2 protein-coding genes are annotated in these 20334 nt (G+C 62.8%); both read left to right on the forward strand.

The genetic code is table 11. The annotated features are described in order from the left end of the window. Positions 1 to 2: 2 nt before the first annotated feature. Positions 3 to 16742, forward strand: coding sequence for an SDR family NAD(P)-dependent oxidoreductase (locus GCN74_RS05295; RefSeq protein ID WP_152255668.1), 16740 nt, complete (start codon positions 3 to 5; stop codon positions 16740 to 16742). Positions 16743 to 16755: 13 nt separating this feature from the next. Further along, positions 16756 to 20334: non-ribosomal peptide synthetase (locus tag GCN74_RS05300; RefSeq protein ID WP_152255669.1), on the forward strand; the 3579-nt coding region annotated here is incomplete at its 3' end.

Consider the following 20334-nt stretch of genomic DNA (forward strand, 5'->3'; position numbering starts at 1 on the left):
GCATGGGCCAAATGAATCACGCTGAATACCTGCAAGAATGGGCAGAGTCCTACCTCACCACCCTGATTGCCGACACAGTCGACGAGGCACGCAGCAAGCCCGACCGCGACAGACCCTTCGCCGAGTCCGGTATCGATTCCTTTCGCGTACTTAAGATTATCAAGAGGCTCGAAGAAGTGTTCGGCCGCCTGCCCAAGACGCTGCTGTTCGAAAATATCAACATTGCCGAGCTGGCCGCTTACTTTGCCCAACATCACGCTGCGACGATTACGGCCAACATGAGCGCCGACATGCCCGCCAGGGCACCCGTCCAGGCGGCGATCGAGAATCTCCCAGGCGCGCGCGCCACGTCAGCCGCCGCACCGCTGCTGCTGCCAGAGCGCGATGCCTACGCCGATGCTGTCCTGGGACCGGCGCTCCAGAACATCTTCGACCAGTACAAAAACGAGGCCGCAGCATCGCGCGGTGCGCGCAGTATCGCACCCAATCTGTTCATCGGCAGCGCCCGGCGCGGCTTCTTCAATTATGCGCGCTGCAAGGATATCCTGCTGGCGTATGCCTACACAGGGCCGGAAGCGTATTTCCTTGAACTATTGATAGAATTACATCAACATTGCAATGCGCACCAGCTGGAGCTCAGCGTGTTCACCGACCGCGTGGTAGGCACGGCCGGAGCCACGCGCTTTTCGTCGACGCCGTTCGGCGCCCTGCAGCGCGTGGTCAATCTGGGCCAGTTTACGCTTGAGGGCGGCGCCATGCGCCGGCTACGCTACCAGGTGTCGAAATTCCAGAAAGCGGGCGTGGCCAGAACACAGGAATACAAGCTCGGCACCGATGTTCTGGTAGAGCGCGCCATTGCCAGCGTCATCGACAGCTGGTGTGTCGGCAAGCCCATGGTCAATCCGCTGGTGGCGACGGTCAAGCAAGAAATCCTCGCACGCACGCTGCATGCGCGCCACCGCCTGTTCTTGACCTACCTGAACGACACGCTGGAAAACGTCATTCTGATTTCGCCGCTTGGACATGAGTTCAAGGGCTATCTGATGGATCTGGAGTTCTACGGCGCACAGATGCCGCTAGGCGGCCTGGAATTCGCCATTGCCGCCATCATCGACCAGCTCGTCGGTGAAGGACACGACATGCTGAGCATGGGCGGCACGTACGGCTGCCGGCTCGAAACCTGTCCGGACGCCGATCCGGCCATCGACATGGTGCTCGATGACCTCCACAGCCAGGGCATCTTCAATGACGATGGCAATCTGCAGTTCAAGAACAAATTCCGGCCCGAGAACCAGTCGATTTACCTGTGCCGGCCGGCGGGCGCCGGCAGGGCAGACAACCTGGTCGACCTCATCATGATGATTGCCGACCCCGAAGCGATGCAGACTTCGGATACGGAAAACTACAGCCTGCGTGGCGCCGTGGAAGCGCCTGTCCTGCCAGCGCGTAGCATGACGCCGCCGGCGATGGCGGCGGGACCTGCTGCCGTATCGCCGCGCAATGTCAAGGATGTTGAAGTACGCACCGAGGCGTTGGCCAAATGCGGGTTCAATCCGCATAACCTGTCGCACGGGCAGGTGCAATTCGACCTAAAAACCGATTCATGGGCGCAACTGAAGAGTCCAGCAATCGATGCCCAGATGAGCCACCTGCGCGCGCAATTGCAGACGGCAGCGCCAGTGGAGGACACACTGCGCGCCATTTTTCCTTTCACGCATCTGCTCCTCACATCCTCGGGACGCGCCGCCGAAGAGATATTCTACAAAGCCATGCCCCGGAAAGGCGTAGTCCTGCAGAACGTCCTGTTCCCCACAGGCCTGTACCACCAGATCGACAATGGCTTCGATGCCGTTGAGCTGCCTTGCGCTGCCGCGCTGCAAGGCGAATCGACCTTACTTTTCAAGGGAGACCTGGACTGGGAGGCGGTACTGCAGCGGGTGGCCGCCGAGCCTGGCACGATTGCGTTCGTGTGCATCGAATTGAGCAACAATGCGGCGGGGGGGCTGCCGGTGGCGCTAGCGCCCATGCGCACCCTCAGGCGCGTGTTGCAGCAGCACGCCATTCCGCTTGTCATGGACGCCACGCGCGTGCTGGAAAATGCACATTTTCTGATCGAGCATGATCCCGAGTGTGCAGGCAAGAGCGTCATGGCAGTGGCGCGCGAACTTATCGGGTGCGCCGACATGGTGACCTGCAGTCTCGCCAAAGACTTCGGCGTGAATTGTGGCGGCCTGGTTGCCACCAACGATACGGAGCTGTTTCAGCGCCTGGATGCGCTCAACGGCCAGAGTGGCACCGCTCTCGATGCAATCGGGCGCAAGTTGGTTGCCTTGGCATTGCAGGACCACAAGCGCATCGAAAGCCAGGTTTTGCGGCGCATGGAGTCGGTTCGCCTGATGTGGTCGTCGTTCCATGAGCGCGGCATCCCGCTGGCACAGCCTGCCGGAGCCCACTGCATACTATTCGACGTGAAGCGCATTGCGCAATTCCAGAGTCTGAGCAATCCGGTTGCATCGTTTGTTGCCTGGTTTTACCTCAATACGGGCATCAGGATAGGCGCGCATAGTGTCGGCATGCAGCAAAACAGCCACCTGAACGGCCTGGTACGCATGGCTGTACCGCTGGGATTGAAGGCGTCGCAGGTGGTGCAGATTATTGACCTCGTGGTTGACCTGTTCAGCGCTATCGGCGAAGTGCCGGACTTGGTGCTGGAGGCAGGCACGCCTGCCAGAATGGCGGATGTGCACGCCAATTACATGCTGCGCCTGACAACCACCGCAGCCGCTACACCGCCTGCCAAACCAGGCGAGAAGGATGATGTCAAGGCGCACGCTGCGGCGAAAGCCAAATCCCAGCCTGCGGCACGGCCCGAGGCGCCGCCCGCGGCACAGGCGACGAGCATGCCCAAGGCGCCAGCGATCGCGCCCGCACCGCAAACCGTGCGGACTCAGGATACGCAGGCGCCCGCGGCCGCCTTGCGCGCGGCGGCGTTGCAGGAATCGCAACCCGACACGCGGCCGGCCGGCTACGCGGTGCGCGATATCGCCGTCGTTGGCATGGCGGGACGCTATCCGCATGCGAGAAACCTTGATGCCTTATGGGACAACCTGGCCCGTGGCATCGACAGCGTCGAACCCATTCCCGCTGAACGCCTCGCCAAACGGACGCCGCACGGTCCCGCGAAGCAGTATCGCGGTGGCTTTATCGCCGACGTGGATCGTTTCGACTCGCTGTTCTTCAATATCTCGCCGCGTGAAGCACAGCTGATGGATCCGCAGGAACGCTTGTTCCTGGAAGTGGCGTGGGAAGCCATGGAAGATGCGGGCTACACGCCCGAAACGCTGGTGCCGGAAGCCATGCCCCGCAATATCGGCGTGTTCGTCGGGGCCGTGTGGGCCATGTATCAGATGGCTGGCCTGGACCAGCGCCACGCCGGTCATGACACCACGCCCAACTCTTTCCTGTGGAGCATCGCCAACCATGTGTCGTATTGCCTGAATCTCTGCGGCCCGAGCATGACGGTCGATACCGCCTGCTCGTCCAGCCTGACAGCGCTGTATTTGGCATGCGAAGCCATTTACAAGGGTGAATGTTCGGCGGCCATCGTCGGTGGCGTCAACCTGGACTTGCATCAAGGGAAAGTCGATATCAATCAATTCGGCGGCGCGCTGTCCGAAGACGGTGTCTGCCGCACTTTCGGCAAGGGCGCCAACGGCTATGTAGCAGGCGAAGGCGTGGGCGCAGTGCTGGTCAAGCCGCTGGACGATGCCATCCGCGACGGCGACGACATCTATGGCATCATCAAGGGGGCGAGCATCAATCACAGCGGCCGTTCAAGCGGCTATTTTGTGCCCAGCCCGAACGCGCAGGCGGCAGTGATTCTGGCGGCCCTCGAGCAGGCAGGCGTCGACGCCCGCACAGTCGGCTACATTGAGGCGCACGGCACCGGAACGGAACTGGGTGACCCGATCGAAATCAGAGGCTTGAGCAAGGCGTTTGAACAATTCGGCGTGGCCACGCAGTCGTGCGCGATCGGCTCGGTCAAGACCAATATCGGCCATCTGGAGGCGGCAGCCGGAGTTGTCGGCTTGAGCAAAGTGCTGCTGCAGATGCGTCATGGCCAGCTGGCGCCCTCGCTGCACTCCCGCGAGTTGAACGAATTTATCGATTTCAGCAATTCACCGTTTTACGTGGTGCAGCAACTCGAACCGTGGCAGCCGAAGGCGATAGAGGGCATGCCGCAGGCGCTGCGCGCCGGCATCAGTTCGTTCGGCGCGGGTGGCTCGAACGCCCATGTTATTGTGGAAAGCTATCAACGCCCCGTGGCAACAGAGCAGGAGGAGCATGAACGCGTGTTCCCCATCTCTGCCCGTACGGAAGACCAGCTGCGCGAAGTGGCCACGCGTCTCAGGGACTACCTGGTCAGCCGGCAAGCGGGCGCGGTGGCGCCTGCCACGCTGGCCAGCGTGGCACATACGCTGCAGGTTGGCCGCAAAATGTTCGAACACCGCGCCGCCATCGTGGCGGCCACCTGCGCCGAACTGATTGCGCGCCTGGGTGAATTCATCGGCGGCGGCCGGCACGACAAGCTCTTCGCCGGCAGCGTCGATCATGCCGCAAGCCTAAATAAGCTGCTCACGCGCAGGGAGCAGGATGAGTTCGCCCTGATGCTGAGTCGGGGGCATGACCTGCCGCGCCTGGCCCAGCTTTGGGCAGAGGGCGTGTTTTCTGACTGGCGCAGCACGACGGCCCATCAGCCCGGACAGCGTACCCATCTACCGACCTATCCGTTTGCCGACCGCCGCCATTGGGTGGGTGGCTCGGCCCAAGGCGCACAGAGTGCGCCGCGTGCCGCCGCGTCCCTCGCGGCGCTACACCCGATGCTTGACGCAAACGAGTCCACCTTCGAACGCCAGATCTTCAAGAAACGCTTCCACGAGCGCGATTTTTTCATCTACGACCACCTTGTGTCGTCCATTCCCACGCTACCCGGCGTCGCTTACCTGGAACTGGTACGCAAGGCGGGCGAACTGGCTGCCAGCAGGCCAGTTCGGCGTATCAAGAACATCATGTGGCTGAGTCCTATCGTGGTGCGCGGCAGCGTATCGCAGGAAGTACTGGTCGAACTCAAGCCGAAAGGCGAAGTGGTACATTTCGAGGTCTTCAGCCTGTCCGGATCGAACCAGCGCACGCTGCATGCGCAGGGCCAGCTCCTGTATTCCGGCTCGCCGGATGCTCTGCCTGAGCGCATCGATCTTGATGATATCCGGGCGCGCTGCACGAAAGTCATCAATGGCCAGGACGCCTATCCGCGTTTCCACGGCCTGGGCCTGGGACTGGGGCCCAGCTTCCAGGTGCTTGGCGAGATTCACAAGAACGATGGAGAAACCCTGGGACGGCTGCGGCTGTCGACCGCGCGCAGTGCCGACTTGCAGGAACTGCTGCTGCACCCGGCACTGGTCGATGGATCGCTGCAAGCCGGTGTGGCGTCGCAGCTAGATGACAGCACGGCGGAGATGGCCGTGCCTTACTCCATTGGCGAAGTGGAGATTCTGCATCCACTGCAGGCCGAATGCTGGAGTTACATTGTCAAGGACACCAAGCACGCCGGTTCGAAGGTCACCCGCGCCAATGTGCTGATCGTGGACAACCAGGGCAGGGTGCTGGTCAGGATACGCGAGACCGTCGGCATTGCCTTGAACGAAGTGCACAAGGCTTCAGCGCCGCAGGAACTGGGCGGCGACGAATCCTTGAACTACACCTATACATGGGACCCGGCGCCGCTCGCCGCACTGTCGACAGCAGACAAGGAGCAAGGTGTCGTGCTCCTGTTCGACAACGGACGCGCATTGCTGGACCGGTATCGCGAGGCGCTGCATGCCGCCGGCGGCGATGCACGAAGAGTCGTGCTCGTTGAGGCGGCAACGCAGTTTGCCGAATGCGACGCTGCGCATTTCCAGCTCAACGTCGCCGATCCGGCCGACTTTGGCCGTCTGTTCGAAGCGATCGAGCGGCGCGGCCAGCGGGTCGGGCAGGCGTGCTTCGCTTGGCCTGCGTGCCAGGGCGCGGAAGTTACTCTCGACAGTGCGCTGGAGCAGGGCGTATTTGCTGTGCTGTACCTATGCCAGGCGCTGGCCGCCCGCAAACTACAGGATAGCGTACGCTTGCAATACCTGTTCCAGTCAAGCGGGCCATTTGCCGCCCCCCGGCACGAAGCCATCAACGGCTTTGCCAGTGCGCTGCGCCTGGAACATGCCAAGGTGCTGTGCAAGACGATCGAACTGCGCGGCACTGCCGCCGAACAGATGGCACAGATCATCCTGGCCGAATTTGTGCCAGAGACGGACGATGCGCGCGCCATTCGCTACGACGGCGCGGCGCGCTCGGTCCGGCGCCTGAAGAGAGTCGACCTGACGCAAGCCGCAGGCGGTGGAGCAGACGGAACGGCAACAGGCGCCACTCTGCGTGAACGCGGCGTCTACCTGATTACGGGCGGCGCCGGAGGCCTGGGCCTGCTGTTTGCCCAGTTCCTTGCTTCCCGGTATCAGGCGCGTCTGCTGCTGACTGGGCGCTCGGAACTGAGCGCGCAGCAGCAAGCCAGGCTTGCCGGTCTCGAAAAGCTCGGTGCAGAGGTATGCTATCTGCGTACGGACATGGCCGAGCGCGACCAGGTCAAACAGGCTCTCAGCACCTGCCGTAGCCGCTTCGGCACCATCCACGGCGTCATCCACGGTGCCGGAGTGCTGCGCGATTCCTACATTCGCCACAAGAGCGCCGCCGACATGCGGGCAGTATTCGCACCCAAGGTGTTCGGCACCGTCCATCTCGATGAGATGACGCGTGAGGACAATCTCGACTTCTTCGCGATGTTTTCGTCGCTGTCCGCCGTAGGCGGCAATCCTGGCCAATGCGACTATGCGTTCGCCAATCACTTCATGGATTCCTTCGCTGTCGAGCGTGAAGCGCAGCGTGCCGCAGGCGAGCGCCATGGCAAGACGCTGAGTCTGAACTGGTCCTTGTGGCAAAACGGCGGCATGCGGCTGGATGAACAGACAGAACGCATCTTCAGGAAGGCAACGGGGCTTCGTCCGTTGAGCGACCAGGCAGGGCTTGATGCCTTTGTCCTGGCCCTGGCGGCGCCGTTCGCGCAGGTCGTCGTGGCGGAAGGTGTGCGCGACACGCTTGAGCTGGCATGGGGCTTGCGCCAGCCTGCGGCCGCTCCGGTGGCCGTCGCCGCGCCTGCGGCAAGCGCCGGCACGCCTGACGCGCCCGCCGCGTCCAGCGACGCAGTGCTGGCCATGCTGCGCAGCGCGCTGTCGCAGCTCGCCATGGACTTCCTCCAGCTCGACGCGAACGATATCCGGGGTGACATCATTCTGCTCGATCTCGGCTTCGACTCGATGGGCCTGGCCACCTACGCCAATCTGGTCAACGAAAAATTTAACCTCGAGATCACGCCGATCCTGTTCTTCGATTATCCATCGATCGACGAAATCGCCAAGCACCTGGCCACGGACGCGCGCGGGCATTTGCAGCAGTACCTGCCGGCTGAAGGGAACGCTTCTGCCGGCACCGCAACGAACATGCCTACGCCATTTGCTGCGCCAGCAGCTGCCGCGCAGGACGAACCAGCGCCGGTATTCTCCAGCAAGGGCTGGAATCCGGGGCCTTCCGAACAGGCGCCAGCCGTGCCCGCCAAAGTCAGCTTATCGGCCGAGGACCGCTTCAGCAATGCCCCGATTGCGATCGTCGGCATGAGCGGCGTGATGCCGCAATCGGACGATCTGCACGCGTTCTGGGAAAACATCCGCGACGGCAAGAATCTGGTGACCATCGTACCGGCCGACCGCTGGAGCTGGGAAGACAATTTCGGCGACCCCCTCAAGGAGCCGGGTAAAACCAACTCCAAGTGGGGCGGTTTCATGACCGAGGTCGACAAGTTCGACCCGCTTTTCTTCGGCATTTCTCCGCGCGAAGCCCAAATGATGGATCCGCAGCAGCGCATCTTCCTGCAGACAGTGTGGGCCGCCATCGAGGACGCGGGCCACAAGGTATCGGACCTGGCCGGTACCAAGACCGGCATGTTCGTCGGCGTGGCCACAAACGACTACGTGAATCTGGTCGGCCAGTTCAACATCCCCATCAATGCGTACACCGCTTCAGGCAACTCGCATTCGGTACTGGCTAACCGCGTCTCGTTCCTGCTTAATCTGCGCGGGCCAAGCGCACCGCTGGACACCGCCTGCTCAAGCTCGCTGATTGCTTTGCACCGCGCGATTGAGTCCATCCATACCGGCAGTAGCGACATGGCCATCGTCGGCGGCGTTCAGGTGATGCTCTCGCCGGCCGCCCATATCTCGTTCAGCATGGCTGGCATGCTCAGTGACGACGGCAAATGCAAGACCTTCGACAAGCGCGCCAACGGCTACGTCAGAGGCGAAGGCACGGGCGCCATCTTCATCAAGCCGCTGGCCAAGGCCGAAGCGGATGGCGACCACATTTACGCTGTCGTCAAGACGACGGCCGAGAATCATGGCGGCAAGGTAACGACCCTGACAGCGCCCAATGCGAGCGCCCAGGCCGCGCTGCTGGTCGAAGCGTACAGCAAGGCCAAGGTCGCCCCGTCCAGCGTGGGCTATATCGAATGCCATGGCACGGGGACCAGCCTGGGCGATCCGATCGAGATCCAGGCCCTGAGCCGGGCCTTTGCCGAGCTGTACAAGAGGAACGGCATGGCACCCGCCACGCAGGCTCACTGCGGCCTCAGTTCGGTGAAGACGAATATCGGGCACCTGGAAACAGCGGCCGGTATCGCCGGCATTCTCAAGGCCTTGCTGGCGATACAACACAAGCAGATTCCCGCGAACGCGCATTTCGAGGAACTCAATCCTTATATCAGCCTGAAAGGCACGCCTTTCTACATCGTACAGCAAACAGCGGCGTGGGATGCGCCGCGCGACGCGGCCGGACACGCTTTACCGCGCGTGGCAGGCGTGAGCTCGTTTGGCTTTGGCGGCGCGAACTCGCATGTCGTGCTAGAAGAATACGTGCCAAAGCCTGCAACATCGACGCTCTCCGCAGAGCGGCCGCAGATCATTGTGATATCGGCAAAGAACACGGAGCGGCTCAAAGACTACGCCGCCAGGCTGCTCAACCATATCGAGCGCACCGCCATCGACATGGGCAGCCTGGCCTACACCCTGCAGGTCGGGCGCGACGCTTTTGCTGAGCGTCTGGCCTTTATCGCGTCCAGCGCCGCCGAACTGCGCTCCAACCTGGCCGCATTCCTGGAAAGCGCATCGCTACCGGGCAATATGCACCGCAGCCAGGTGCGTAGCAAACAGGCACAGGTGGAAGGTAGCGCCGAAACGGCCATATCGCCTGAGGCTGTGCTGGAACTGATTGAACGGGAAGAGCTCGACACCCTGGCGCGGCACTGGGTGGGCGGCACGGAAATTGACTGGCTCCTGTTGTATGCCAATGGCACGCCGCGCCGCGCGGCGCTGCCAACCTATCCGTTCGCACGCGAGCGGCACTGGATGCCGCTGCCTGAGCAGGCCCCGCCAGCACTGCCATGCACTGCCGCCGGCGCTCCGGCCAGCATGCTGCATCCACTGGTGCAACGCAACACCTCTACACTGCAGGAACAAAAATTCTCGACCAGCTTCTCCGGCAGCGAATTTTTCCTGACAGACCATGTGGTTGAATCCCAGCGCGTGCTGCCAGGCGTCGCTTACATCGAAATGGCCCGCGTCGCCGGCCAGCTCGCCGCCCAGCGCGAGGTGCGCTTCATCCGTAACCTGGTCTGGCTCACGCCGCTGATCGTAGGCGAGGGTGGTGCCGAGGTCGAAACTGTACTTGCGCCAAAAGGCCGCGAGGTGCATTTCGCGGTCAAAAGCATCACAGGCGGACAGTCGGTGACCCATTGCAGCGGCCAGATCGGCTTTGCAGCAGGGGAGCAGGCAGGTGTGCAGGTCGACATTGCGCTCGTTCGGCAGCGTTGCGCGCAGGAAGTCCTCAACAATGACACGCTGTACACCCATTTCACGGGTGCGGGCCTGCATCTGGGGAAGAGCTTCCGCATCGTTCAGCAGATGTGGGCCAATGCTTCAGAATCGCTTGCGCTGGTGGCATTGCCAGCGCACATAGCGGCCGACGCCGATCGCTACATCCTGCACCCGGCGTTGATGGACGGGTCCCTGCATTCGGCCATCGGACTGATGAAGACGGGCGACATGGAACCACCGCTGTGCCTGCCATTCTCGGTGGCGGAAGTGGAAATATTCGGTTCGATCCGCAACGTTCATTATGCCCACGCCACCTGGTCGGCGGACAAACGGCCAGCCGATCCCATGCAATGGAAAGTCAACTTCACGCTGCTTGATCGTCACGGCAAAGTGCTGGTACGCATGAAGGAATTCTGGTCGCGGCCACTAAGCGGCAATCAGCCGATGCTGTCGCTTCCAGTTGCGAGCGCGGCGGCCAATGATGCGCGCCCCCCGTCGGTGCTGCATGCCCTGGTGCCGGTATGGCAAGCGCTCGGCGCCGGACAGCTGGCCTGCGCCGATGTCGCGCAGGATGCCGCGGTCGCCCTCGTGGGCGGCAACGCTGCGCAGCTGGCATGGCTACGCGCTTCCTATCCCAAGGCACAGGCACTCACGCTCGATATGCACGCCGGTGCTGAACAGATGGCGGCGCAAATGCGTGCCGCCACATTTGAGCAACTGGTCTGGATGGCGCCGGATGTGGCCGCGCCCTTGGCCGCACAAGACGCCGCCGGCCAGGCACTCGTCGATGCGCAGGAGCCGGGCGTACTGGCCCTCTTGCGTATCACCCAGGCGTTGCTGGCGGCCGGCTACGCCACGCGCCCGTTGCACTGGACCTTGATCACCTCGCTCACCCGGCAAGTGCGTGCCGGCGATCCGATGTCGCCGGGCCATGCGTCGGTAAACGGTTACTTCGGCAGCTTGCTCAAGGAATGCGCGCAGTGGGACCTGCGCCTGCTCGACGTCGAGCACCTGCAAGCGCTGAGCGCCCGTGACTGCCTGACGACGGCAGGCGCCAAAGATGGCAAGGCATTGGTCCACCGCCGCGGCGAATGGTACGCGCAAGAGCTGGCAGTGGCAGCGGACCAGCCGCAGGCACCGCCGGCGTATCGCCAGAACGGCGTCTATCTCATCATTGGCGGTGCTGGCGGCATCGGAGAGGTACTGAGCCGCCATCTGATCGAACACTACCAGGCCAGAGTCGTCTGGATCGGCCGCCGTCCGCGCGACGCTGCGATCGAGAACAAGATCGGCACATTGGCGAAGCTTGGCCCGGCGCCCCTGTATATCGCGGCTGATGCAACCGATGCAGATGCGCTGACCGCGGCTCGAGAACAGCTCCTGCAGCACTATCCGGCCATTCACGGGGTGATCCATTCAGCACTGGTGTTGCGCGACCAGAGCATCGCGGCGATGGACCTGTCAGGGTTCAAGGCCAGCCTGTCGGCCAAGGTCGACGCCAGCGTGAACCTGGACCGCGTATTTGGCGCCCTCGATCTCGACTTCATGCTGTTTTTTTCCTCGATCCTGGCCTTTAACGGCTCGGCGGGACAGTCCAATTACGCAGCCGGATGCGCCTTCAAGGATGCGTTCGCCCGCCATCTGCGGCAAACCCGCCTGTATCCGGTAAAAATCATGAACTGGGGCTACTGGGGCAATGTGGGCGTGGTTGCCGATCCCTCCTACCAGCACGCCATGGCGCAAATGGGCATTGGCTCGATCGAGGCGGAAGAAGGCATGGCGCAGCTAGAAATGCTGGTCAGCTCGCCGCTGGAGCAGCTTGCCTTGCTCAAGACTGTCGGTACGCGCGCTTTGGAGAGTGTCGCCGCCTTTGACCGCATCACCCGCTACCGCCAGCAGGATGAGACGATGTTGCTCGACATTAAAGCGGCCGTCATGCAAGCAACGGACACCGGCTTGCTGGCTCAGTTGCAGGCAGACTTGCCATCACCCGAACAGGAAGCCTTGGTCGACGAGATTCTGGCGGCAACGCTGTTGAGCGCGGGTGTGATGGATGTACGCTCCGCCACGGCCGCCAGCGACAAGCCGCACAGCGCATTGGCGCGCCACCACGCCCGCTGGTTGCAGGGCAGCGTGGGCTACCTGAAGAACAAGCAGTGGCTGGAAGAGTCCGGCGCATCGGCGCACCTGCCGCGCCCACTGGACACACTGTGGGCGGCATGGAAGGAAAAGCGTGCAGGCTGGATCGCAGCGCGTCCGCACACGGAAGCGCAGACCGTCCTGATTGAAACATGCATGCAAGGCCTGCCTGGCATCCTGAGTGGCAAGCAAGTAGCCACGGATGTCATCTTCCCGCGTTCATCCATGCATCTGGTGGAAGGCGTCTACAAGGGAAACCGCGTGGCCGATCACTTCAATGGCGTGCTGGGCAGCACACTGGCTGCCTGTATCGAACAATGGCTGCGCAACGACGGTACGCGCAAGATCCGCATTCTGGAGATTGGTGCAGGCACCGGCGGTACCACGGCGACGCTGCTGCCGATTCTGCAGCGCTTTGGCGAAGCGATTGCCGAATACTGCTACACCGATGTCTCGAAAGCCTTTCTGATGCACGCGGCGCAACACTACAAACCGCGCTGCCCGGCGATGACGACCGCGATCTTCGACGTCTGCAAGCCGCTGGCAGGCCAGCCTGTCCAAGCCGGCGCCTACGATCTGGTAGTCGCCGCCAACGTGCTCCACGCCACGCCACACATGCGTGACACGCTGCGCAACGTCAAGGCTGCACTCAGAAGCGACGGTGTCTTGCTGCTCAATGAAATCAGCACCTATTCGGTGTACAGCCACCTGACCTTTGGTCTGCTTGAAGGGTGGTGGGTAGCGGAAGACCACGCGCTGCGTCTTGCGGACTGCCCTGGTTTAAGCCCCGAGAGCTGGGCGACGTTGTTGACCGAGGAAGGCTTCCCGACGATCTGTTTCCCGGCCAGCGACGCCCATCAGCTTGGACAGCAAGTCATCGCCGCCGCAAGCGATGGCCTGGTGCGCCAGCGCGGTCTGGCGCGCCAGTTGCAACCCACACCGGCAACAGCGGAGCCGCCAGTCCGGCCAGCTCCGGCAGCTCCGGCAATACAGACGCCGCAGCGCGCCGCCACCGCACATCAACCGCTAAAGCGAGAGGTCAGCAGTCACATGGGAAGTGAACATATCAGGAAGTTGGTAGCGGAAAAGCTCTCCGAAGCAGTACAGCTTGAGGCCGGCAGGATACGCAACGATGAACCGTTCGCCGAGTACGGCGTCGACTCCATTGTCGGTGTCAACCTGGTACGCACTATCAGCGAGGCTCTGCAGATCGAGCTCGATACCACCAGCCTGTTTGAATACAGCACGGTCAACGACCTGGCAGATCATATCCATGCGAAATGGGGCGCGCAGATTACCGGGGCGGCGGCCACGTCTCCGTATACACGGGACGCGGGAAGCTCGCTCGACGAGCCGCTATGGAGCGGCCGCTTCATCGAAGGGGGCGCCAGCGAGATGGCTGCCGAACAACAGGACGGCGGGCGCAGCCGACAGGAAGATGCGATCGCGATCATCGGCATGAGCGGCAGGTTCGCCGATTCCGAATCGGTAGACGCGCTGTGGCGCAACCTGCGCGACGGTACTGTGATGCTCAAGGAAGTGACGCGCTGGAAACCCGAGGAAAGCGTTCTGGGGACAGCCCAGGCGGGGCAATACTGCAGTCGCGGCGGCTTCATCGACTCGGTCGACCAGTTCGATCCGGCGTTCTTCCGTATTTCGCCGCTGGAGGCGGCGCATATGGATCCGCAGCAGCGTCTGTTCCTGGAGGAGTCATGGAAGGCGCTGGAAGATGCCGGCTATGCCAACAAGGCAACACTGGAGCGGCGCTGCGGCGTGTTTGTCGGCTGCGGCAGTTCGAACTACGACACGCTCATGGACAGTGAACCGCCGGCCCACGCCTTCTGGGGCAATGCCGAATCGATCATCCCGGCACGAATCGCCTACTACCTGGATCTGCAAGGACCGGCTATCGCCGTCAATACCGCCTGCTCCAGCTCCCTGGTGACAATCCACCTGGCCTGCCAGAGCCTGCGCTCGGGCGAAACCGGGATGGCCCTGGCCGGTGGCGTGTTCCTGCAGCCAACACCAGGCTTCCATCAGGTGGCCAACCGGGCGGGCATGCTCTCGCCGTCCGGCCGCTGCTGCGCATTTGACGCGCGTGCCGACGGCTTCGTGCCGGGCGAGGGCGTTGGCGTTATCGTGCTCAAGCGTTTGTCCGACGCCCTGCGCGACGGCGATCACATTCACGGCGTCATCAAGGGGAGTGGTGTCAACCAGGATGGCAGCTCGAACGGCATCATTGCCCCCAATGCGGCGGCGCAGGAACGGCTCGAGCGCGAGGTCTACGAGCGCTTTGGCATTGAACCGGAGTCGATCCAGCTGCTCGAGGCCCATGGCACTGGAACGCTGATGGGCGATTCGATCGAGTTCAGCGCCATCAGCCGCGCCTTCCGCCATTACACCGACAAGACCGGCTTCTGCGCCATCGGCAGTGCCAAGGCCAGCATCGGCCATACCTCTACCGCCGCCGGCGTTGCCGGCGTGCTAAAGGTATTACTGGCTCTGCGCCATAAGCAAATACCGCCTGGCGTCAATTTTGAGCAGGCAAATCCAGCCATCGACATGCAGGCCAGCCCGTTTTACCTCAATCGGAACGTGCAGCCGTGGGAGCGGGTCAACGATGCGCCGCGCCGCGCCGCGGTCAGCTCCTTTGGCTTTAGCGGCACCAATGCGCATCTGGTGATCGAGGAAGCACCGGCCGTAGTATCCACCATGCAAGCGCTGCCTGGCTATCTGATCGCGCTGTCTGCGCGCACCGGCGACCAGTTGCACCAGCAAGCACGCCGGCTGCACGCCTTCCTTCAGGAGCACCCTGCGCCGGCGATGGCAAACCTGAGCTTTACGCTGCTCGCCGGACGCACGCATCTGGACGCCAGGCTGGCATGCGTCGTGCGCGACGCGGATGAGTTGTCCTGCTTGCTGCAGCAATGGCTTGCGCACGGGGCCGCGCCAGGCGTCTACACCACGCCAGCCGGCGATGGCCCCATGCGCGAACGCTTGGCGCTGAAAAAATTCGGCAGTTTCTGCATTGAACAGCTACGCCATGCGGACAATGATGAGGCGCTGGAGCATCTGGCCACGATCGCCGACCTGTACGTGCAGGGCTACACACTGGACTACGCGGCTGTCATTCCGCGTGGCGCAGCAAGCCGCATCCCCTTGCCAACCTACCCGTTCGCACGCGAACGCCACTGGATCGAGGCACGCGGGGCGATACGGGCGGCCCCGCGTCGCGCCGCTTTGCATCCGCTATTACATGTCAACACGTCCGATTTCGATCAGGTCAGCTACTCCACCACATTCACAGGAGACGAGTTCTATCTGGCCGAGCAGGAAGCGGCGGCGCACGATGGAACGGTGCAAAAGCTGCTGCCGGCCTTCGTGCAACTTGAAATGGTGCGCGCGGCACTGGCTCTGGCGGCCCGCCGCCCGGCACATATAGCGGCGCTGGAATTGCAGCAGGTACGGTGGGGGGCGCCACCGGTCGTCTCTCCAGGCGTATCGGTCAGCGTGACGCTGTGCCAGGCCGGCGACGGCGTGGCGGACTTTGCGGTCTGCAGCACGGATGCGGTACCGGTGCTGCATTGCCAGGGGCGGGCGATTGATCCGCAAACGACAGCTGTCGCGCCGGTACTCGATATCGCACAACTGCAAAACCAGATGCATGGCGGCGCCGCCGACGGCGACAGCATCTATCTGGGCCTGACTGCCCTGGGCTATCGCAGCAGGCCGGCGCAGCGCGCGGTCATATCGGTGCTGCGCGGCGAGCACGAACTGCTGGCCCACCTTCGCCTGCCTGCCGGCCTGAGCGATGAGGCGCAGGATGCGAGCTTGGCGGCGTATGGCCTGCATCCGGCAATGGCAGAAGCGGCGATTGCCGTGAGCCGAGGCTTTGCTGGCCTTGCCATGGGATGGCAAGGCCAGATCCACCCTGAAGTCCTGGCCGCGTTGCGGCTGGCAGCGCCTTGTGCATCGGAGATGTTTGCATGGGTGCGCCAGGCAGCGCCGGCCAGCGGCAAGACCATGACGCTGGACGTTGATTTGCTCGACGCCGACGGAACTGTGTCTGTGCAACTGCACGGCTTGTCGTTCAGGGCATCGGACACGCCGCTGGCAGTGGCCCGGGCGCCAGCAGCGCCCGCACAGACGGGACCGGTCATGGCCTCGGTCGAGGACAAGATCGAATGGTTCCTGCGCCACAGCGCCGCGGAGGAACTCGACGTGGCCCCTGACGCGCTTGCACTGGACGTCAGCTATTTCGACCTTGGTTTCACATCCATGGGCGTCGCGAACCTGATTCGCAGGACAAACCTGCTGCTGGCTGCCGATTTACCTCCAAGCATAGTGTTCGAATATTCAACCATCCGCAGCCTCGCCGCCCGCCTGGCACAGACCCATGCATCGGAGATTGGCGCGATCGTTGTCGCGGTGACGCCTGGCGGCGGGGGGCCGGATACAGCGGCTCCAGCACCAGTCGCTGGGGGCGCACTGTCTGCGCAGTCACCGGCAGCGGGTACCGGAGCGGCGATCCTGGAGCAGATCGCACTCAGCGCAGGCGGCAATGATTTGGCCGGGTACGAGAAACTGACTTTTTAAGAGAGACTAGATAATGCAAAGCGTGTTCACATTCCTGGCTTCGCTCGCGGCCAAAGGTATCAAGCTCTCGCTTGACGGAGATCGGCTCGATTGTTTCGCGCCGCAAGGTGCCATGAACGCGGAGATCAGGAACTCGATTGTCGAACTACGTCCGCACATCATTGCCATGCTGCGTGAGCATCGGCTCGCGCACGCTTCCAGCTCCGCTGAGCTAGTGCGCCCGTTTCCGTTGTCGGCCGGCGAAAGCGGGCTATATGTGTTGCAGCGGCTGGACCCATCGTCGAGTGTGTATCACGTACCGCTGTGCTTTCGCAGCGAAAGTGGTTTCCAGGTGCAACACCTTGCGCGGGCGTGGGAACTGGTCCAGGCCAAATTTCCCATTCTGCAGGCCCGGATCGTCGATCGCGACGGCAGCTTGAGTCATTTTTTTGACGATACCTGCAAGACGAGCCTCACGGAAGAGCAGGTGGACATCGAGGGCGAGGCCGAGATGCTTGCCTTCCTGCGCGCCAGAGTCAGGCAGCCGTTCGACCTCGCCTGCGGTCCGCTGGCACGCCCGCAACTGTTTGTCCGTCCCGGCCAGGACATGGTGCTGCTCATCACCATTCATCATATCGTTATCGACGGGATCTCGTCGGTCATCCTGTTAAAGCAGCTGCTCACGTTCTACCTTGCTTTGTGCGCGGGCCAGGATGTGGAGGCCGGCCAGGTGTCGGATGGTTATCGCCAGTTCGTAGCGTGGGAAGAGGACCTGCTGGCCTCGCCGCAGGGTGCGGCGCTGGCCCAGTTCTGGCAGAACCAGCTGCTGGGCGCGCCGCCAGGCGTCGAACTGCCGCCGCTCATAGAAACGGCAGCCGCGGATGACTCCGGCAACGGCTGCGTGCTCCAGCACCTTGCCCCGAACGACTCACAGCGCATCCTTGCCGTCTCGCGCACGCATGGCGTGCCGCCGTCGGCAATCTTCCTGGCGGCTTTCCAGCTGCTCTTGCACCGTTACACCAACCAGGAAGACATCGTGATAACGATGCCGGTCATGGGCCGTGCGGGAGGACGCTTCAGCAATGATATTGGCTATTTTGTGAACATGGTGCCGCTGCGCAGCCAGTACCGCGGCGATGATGATTTTTCGACCTGGCTACAAGGCACGCAACGCTTAATGATGGATGCGTTATACAATTCACCGTATCCGTTTCCGCTGATTATCAAGGACCTGAAGCTGGCCGGCGTGAACGCCAACAGTATTTTCCGCCTGTCGTACGCTTACCAGAATGTATTCAAGCTGCAGGACGTCAGCATGTCCGACGGTCGCCAGTTCGGCGTGGAGCTGGTCAGCGAGATCAGCCAGGAGAGTGCTGCTGACCTGGCACTCGAGGTATTCGAGGAGCAGGGTACCTTCTCGCTGCACCTCAAGTATGCCGAGGGCGTCTTCAATGCATCGATGGCTGAGCGCATGCTTGGACACCTGCGGACTCTGCTAGCGGGCGTGAGCGAGGACAGCGCTCGCGCAGGCCATCAATACAGTCTGGTCGGCGAACTGGAGAAGGGGCGGATCGACGCGTTTAACGCCACCGACGCCCAGTTCCCTGGCGATACCTGCATGCACGAACTGTTTTCCGCGCAGACTGCCGCCACGCCGCAGGGCCGCGCCGTCGTATTCGAGGGCGCGGCCCTGAGCTACCAGCAACTGCATGACAGATGCAGCGACCTCGCCCTGTTCCTGCAATGGAAAGGAGTCGGCGCGGACGACCTGGTCGGCCTGTACATGGAACGCTCGCTGGAGCTGATGGTGGGCCTGATGGGCACGCTGATGGCCGGCGGCGCCTACGTGCCGCTCGATCCCGAATATCCGTCAGAGCGTCTGGTCTACATGCTGCAAGATACGCAAGCCAAGGTTGTCCTGACCCAGGCCCGATTGATGCAAAGCCTGCGTCAGCTGGTGATGCCGGGGACGATCCTGATCGCCGTGGACGGGGACTGGGAGGCGATCGCCGCACACGCGCAGGCGGCGCGGCGCGACCGCATCGACGTGCGGCCCCTGGCCCGGCCCGACAGCCTGGCCTACGTGATCTACACCTCAGGCTCGACCGGCCGCCCGAAAGGCGTGATGGTCGAGCACCGCGCGATCATGAACCGCATTTTCTGGGGCCAGAAGCAATACCAGCTCGACGAACACGACATCTACCTGCAAAAGACGCCGTACAGCTTCGATGTATCGGTCCCGGAGTTCTTCGGGCCGCTCATGAGCGGCGCCTGCGTGCTGCTGGCGCGCCCGGGCGGCCACATGGATGTGGAATATCTCCAGCACCTGATCAACAGCGCCGGCGTCACCACGCTGCACTACGTGCCGTCGATGCTGCGCACCTTCCTCGAAAACGCACAAGGCAGCTGCGCCAGCGTGCGGCGGATTTTCTGCAGCGGCGAAGCGCTGGACTGGCGCTCGGCCACCCATTACCGCGAGCGCTTCCCGAACGCGGCGATGTTCAATCTGTACGGCCCCACCGAAGCCGCGGTGGAGGTCACGGCCTACCATTGCAGCCATCTGCCGGGCCAGTTCGTACCGATCGGCGCACCGATCAGCAATATCCAGATCCACATCCTGGACGCGCAGCAGAACGTACAGCCGATTGGCGTGCCCGGCGAACTGGTCATCGCAGGGCAGGGCCTGGCCAGGGGATACCTGAACCGGCCCGACCTGACCGAGGAAAAATTTGTCGCCAATCCGTTCCGCCCCGGCGAACGCATGTACCGCACGGGCGACCTGGCGCGCTGGCTCGATGACGGCAATGTGCAGTATCTGGGCCGTATCGACACCCAGGTCAAGGTCAGGGGCTTCCGCATCGAACTGGGCGAGATCGAAACCCGGCTCAATGAACACCCCGGCATCGAGGACAGCGTCGTCATCGCCAGCGGCAGCGACAGCGACAAACGCCTTGTCGCTTTCTATGTCCTCACCCAAGGCACAGCCGATGCGCCCGACGCCATGGATGCGGATACGCTGCGCGCTCACCTGCAAGCCACGCTGCCGGCATACATGCTTCCGGCAGCCTTTGTCTGCCTACCGCGCATACCGCTCACCCCCAGCGGCAAAGCCGACCGGGGCGCCCTGGGGCGCATGGAAATCGGCATCCAGTCAGCCCATGTCCACCTGCCGCCACGCACCGACGGCGAGCGGCGCCTGGCAGCGATCTGGGAAGTGATGCTGGGCCTGGAGGAAGGCCGCGCCGGTGTACACGACAACTTCTTCGACCTGGGCGGGCACTCGCTGCTGGCCATGCAGCTGCTGTCGCGGCTGCGCAAGGAGTTTGCTATCGAATTGCCGCTCAAGGTCGTGTTTGAAAATCACACCCTGGGCGAACTGGCCAGCGGCATCGAACAGGCGCTGGAGCAGGATGCGTACGCCCGGCCAGTGGCAACGATCGCGGTGGCCGAGCGCGGCCAGATGACCCAGCTGCCGCTGAGCTACGTGCAGGAACGGCTGTGGTTTCTCGACCAGCTGGAACCTGGCGGAGCCAGCTACAACTGTCCCGGCGCGGTCACCCTGCAGGGGCAGTTCGACATCGACTTGCTGGAAGCGGCGTTCCGGCAGGTCATC

The sequence above is a fragment of the Janthinobacterium sp. FT14W genome, assembly GCF_009208755.1.
GTDB lineage: Bacteria > Pseudomonadota > Gammaproteobacteria > Burkholderiales > Burkholderiaceae_D > Janthinobacterium > Janthinobacterium violaceinigrum.

Bases quoted from the DNA above. Each gene is read 5' to 3' on its own strand.
- GCN74_RS05295 (WP_152255668.1), top strand. From the start codon at position 3: ATGGGCCAAATGAATCACGCTGAATACCTGCAAGAATGGGCAGAGTCC.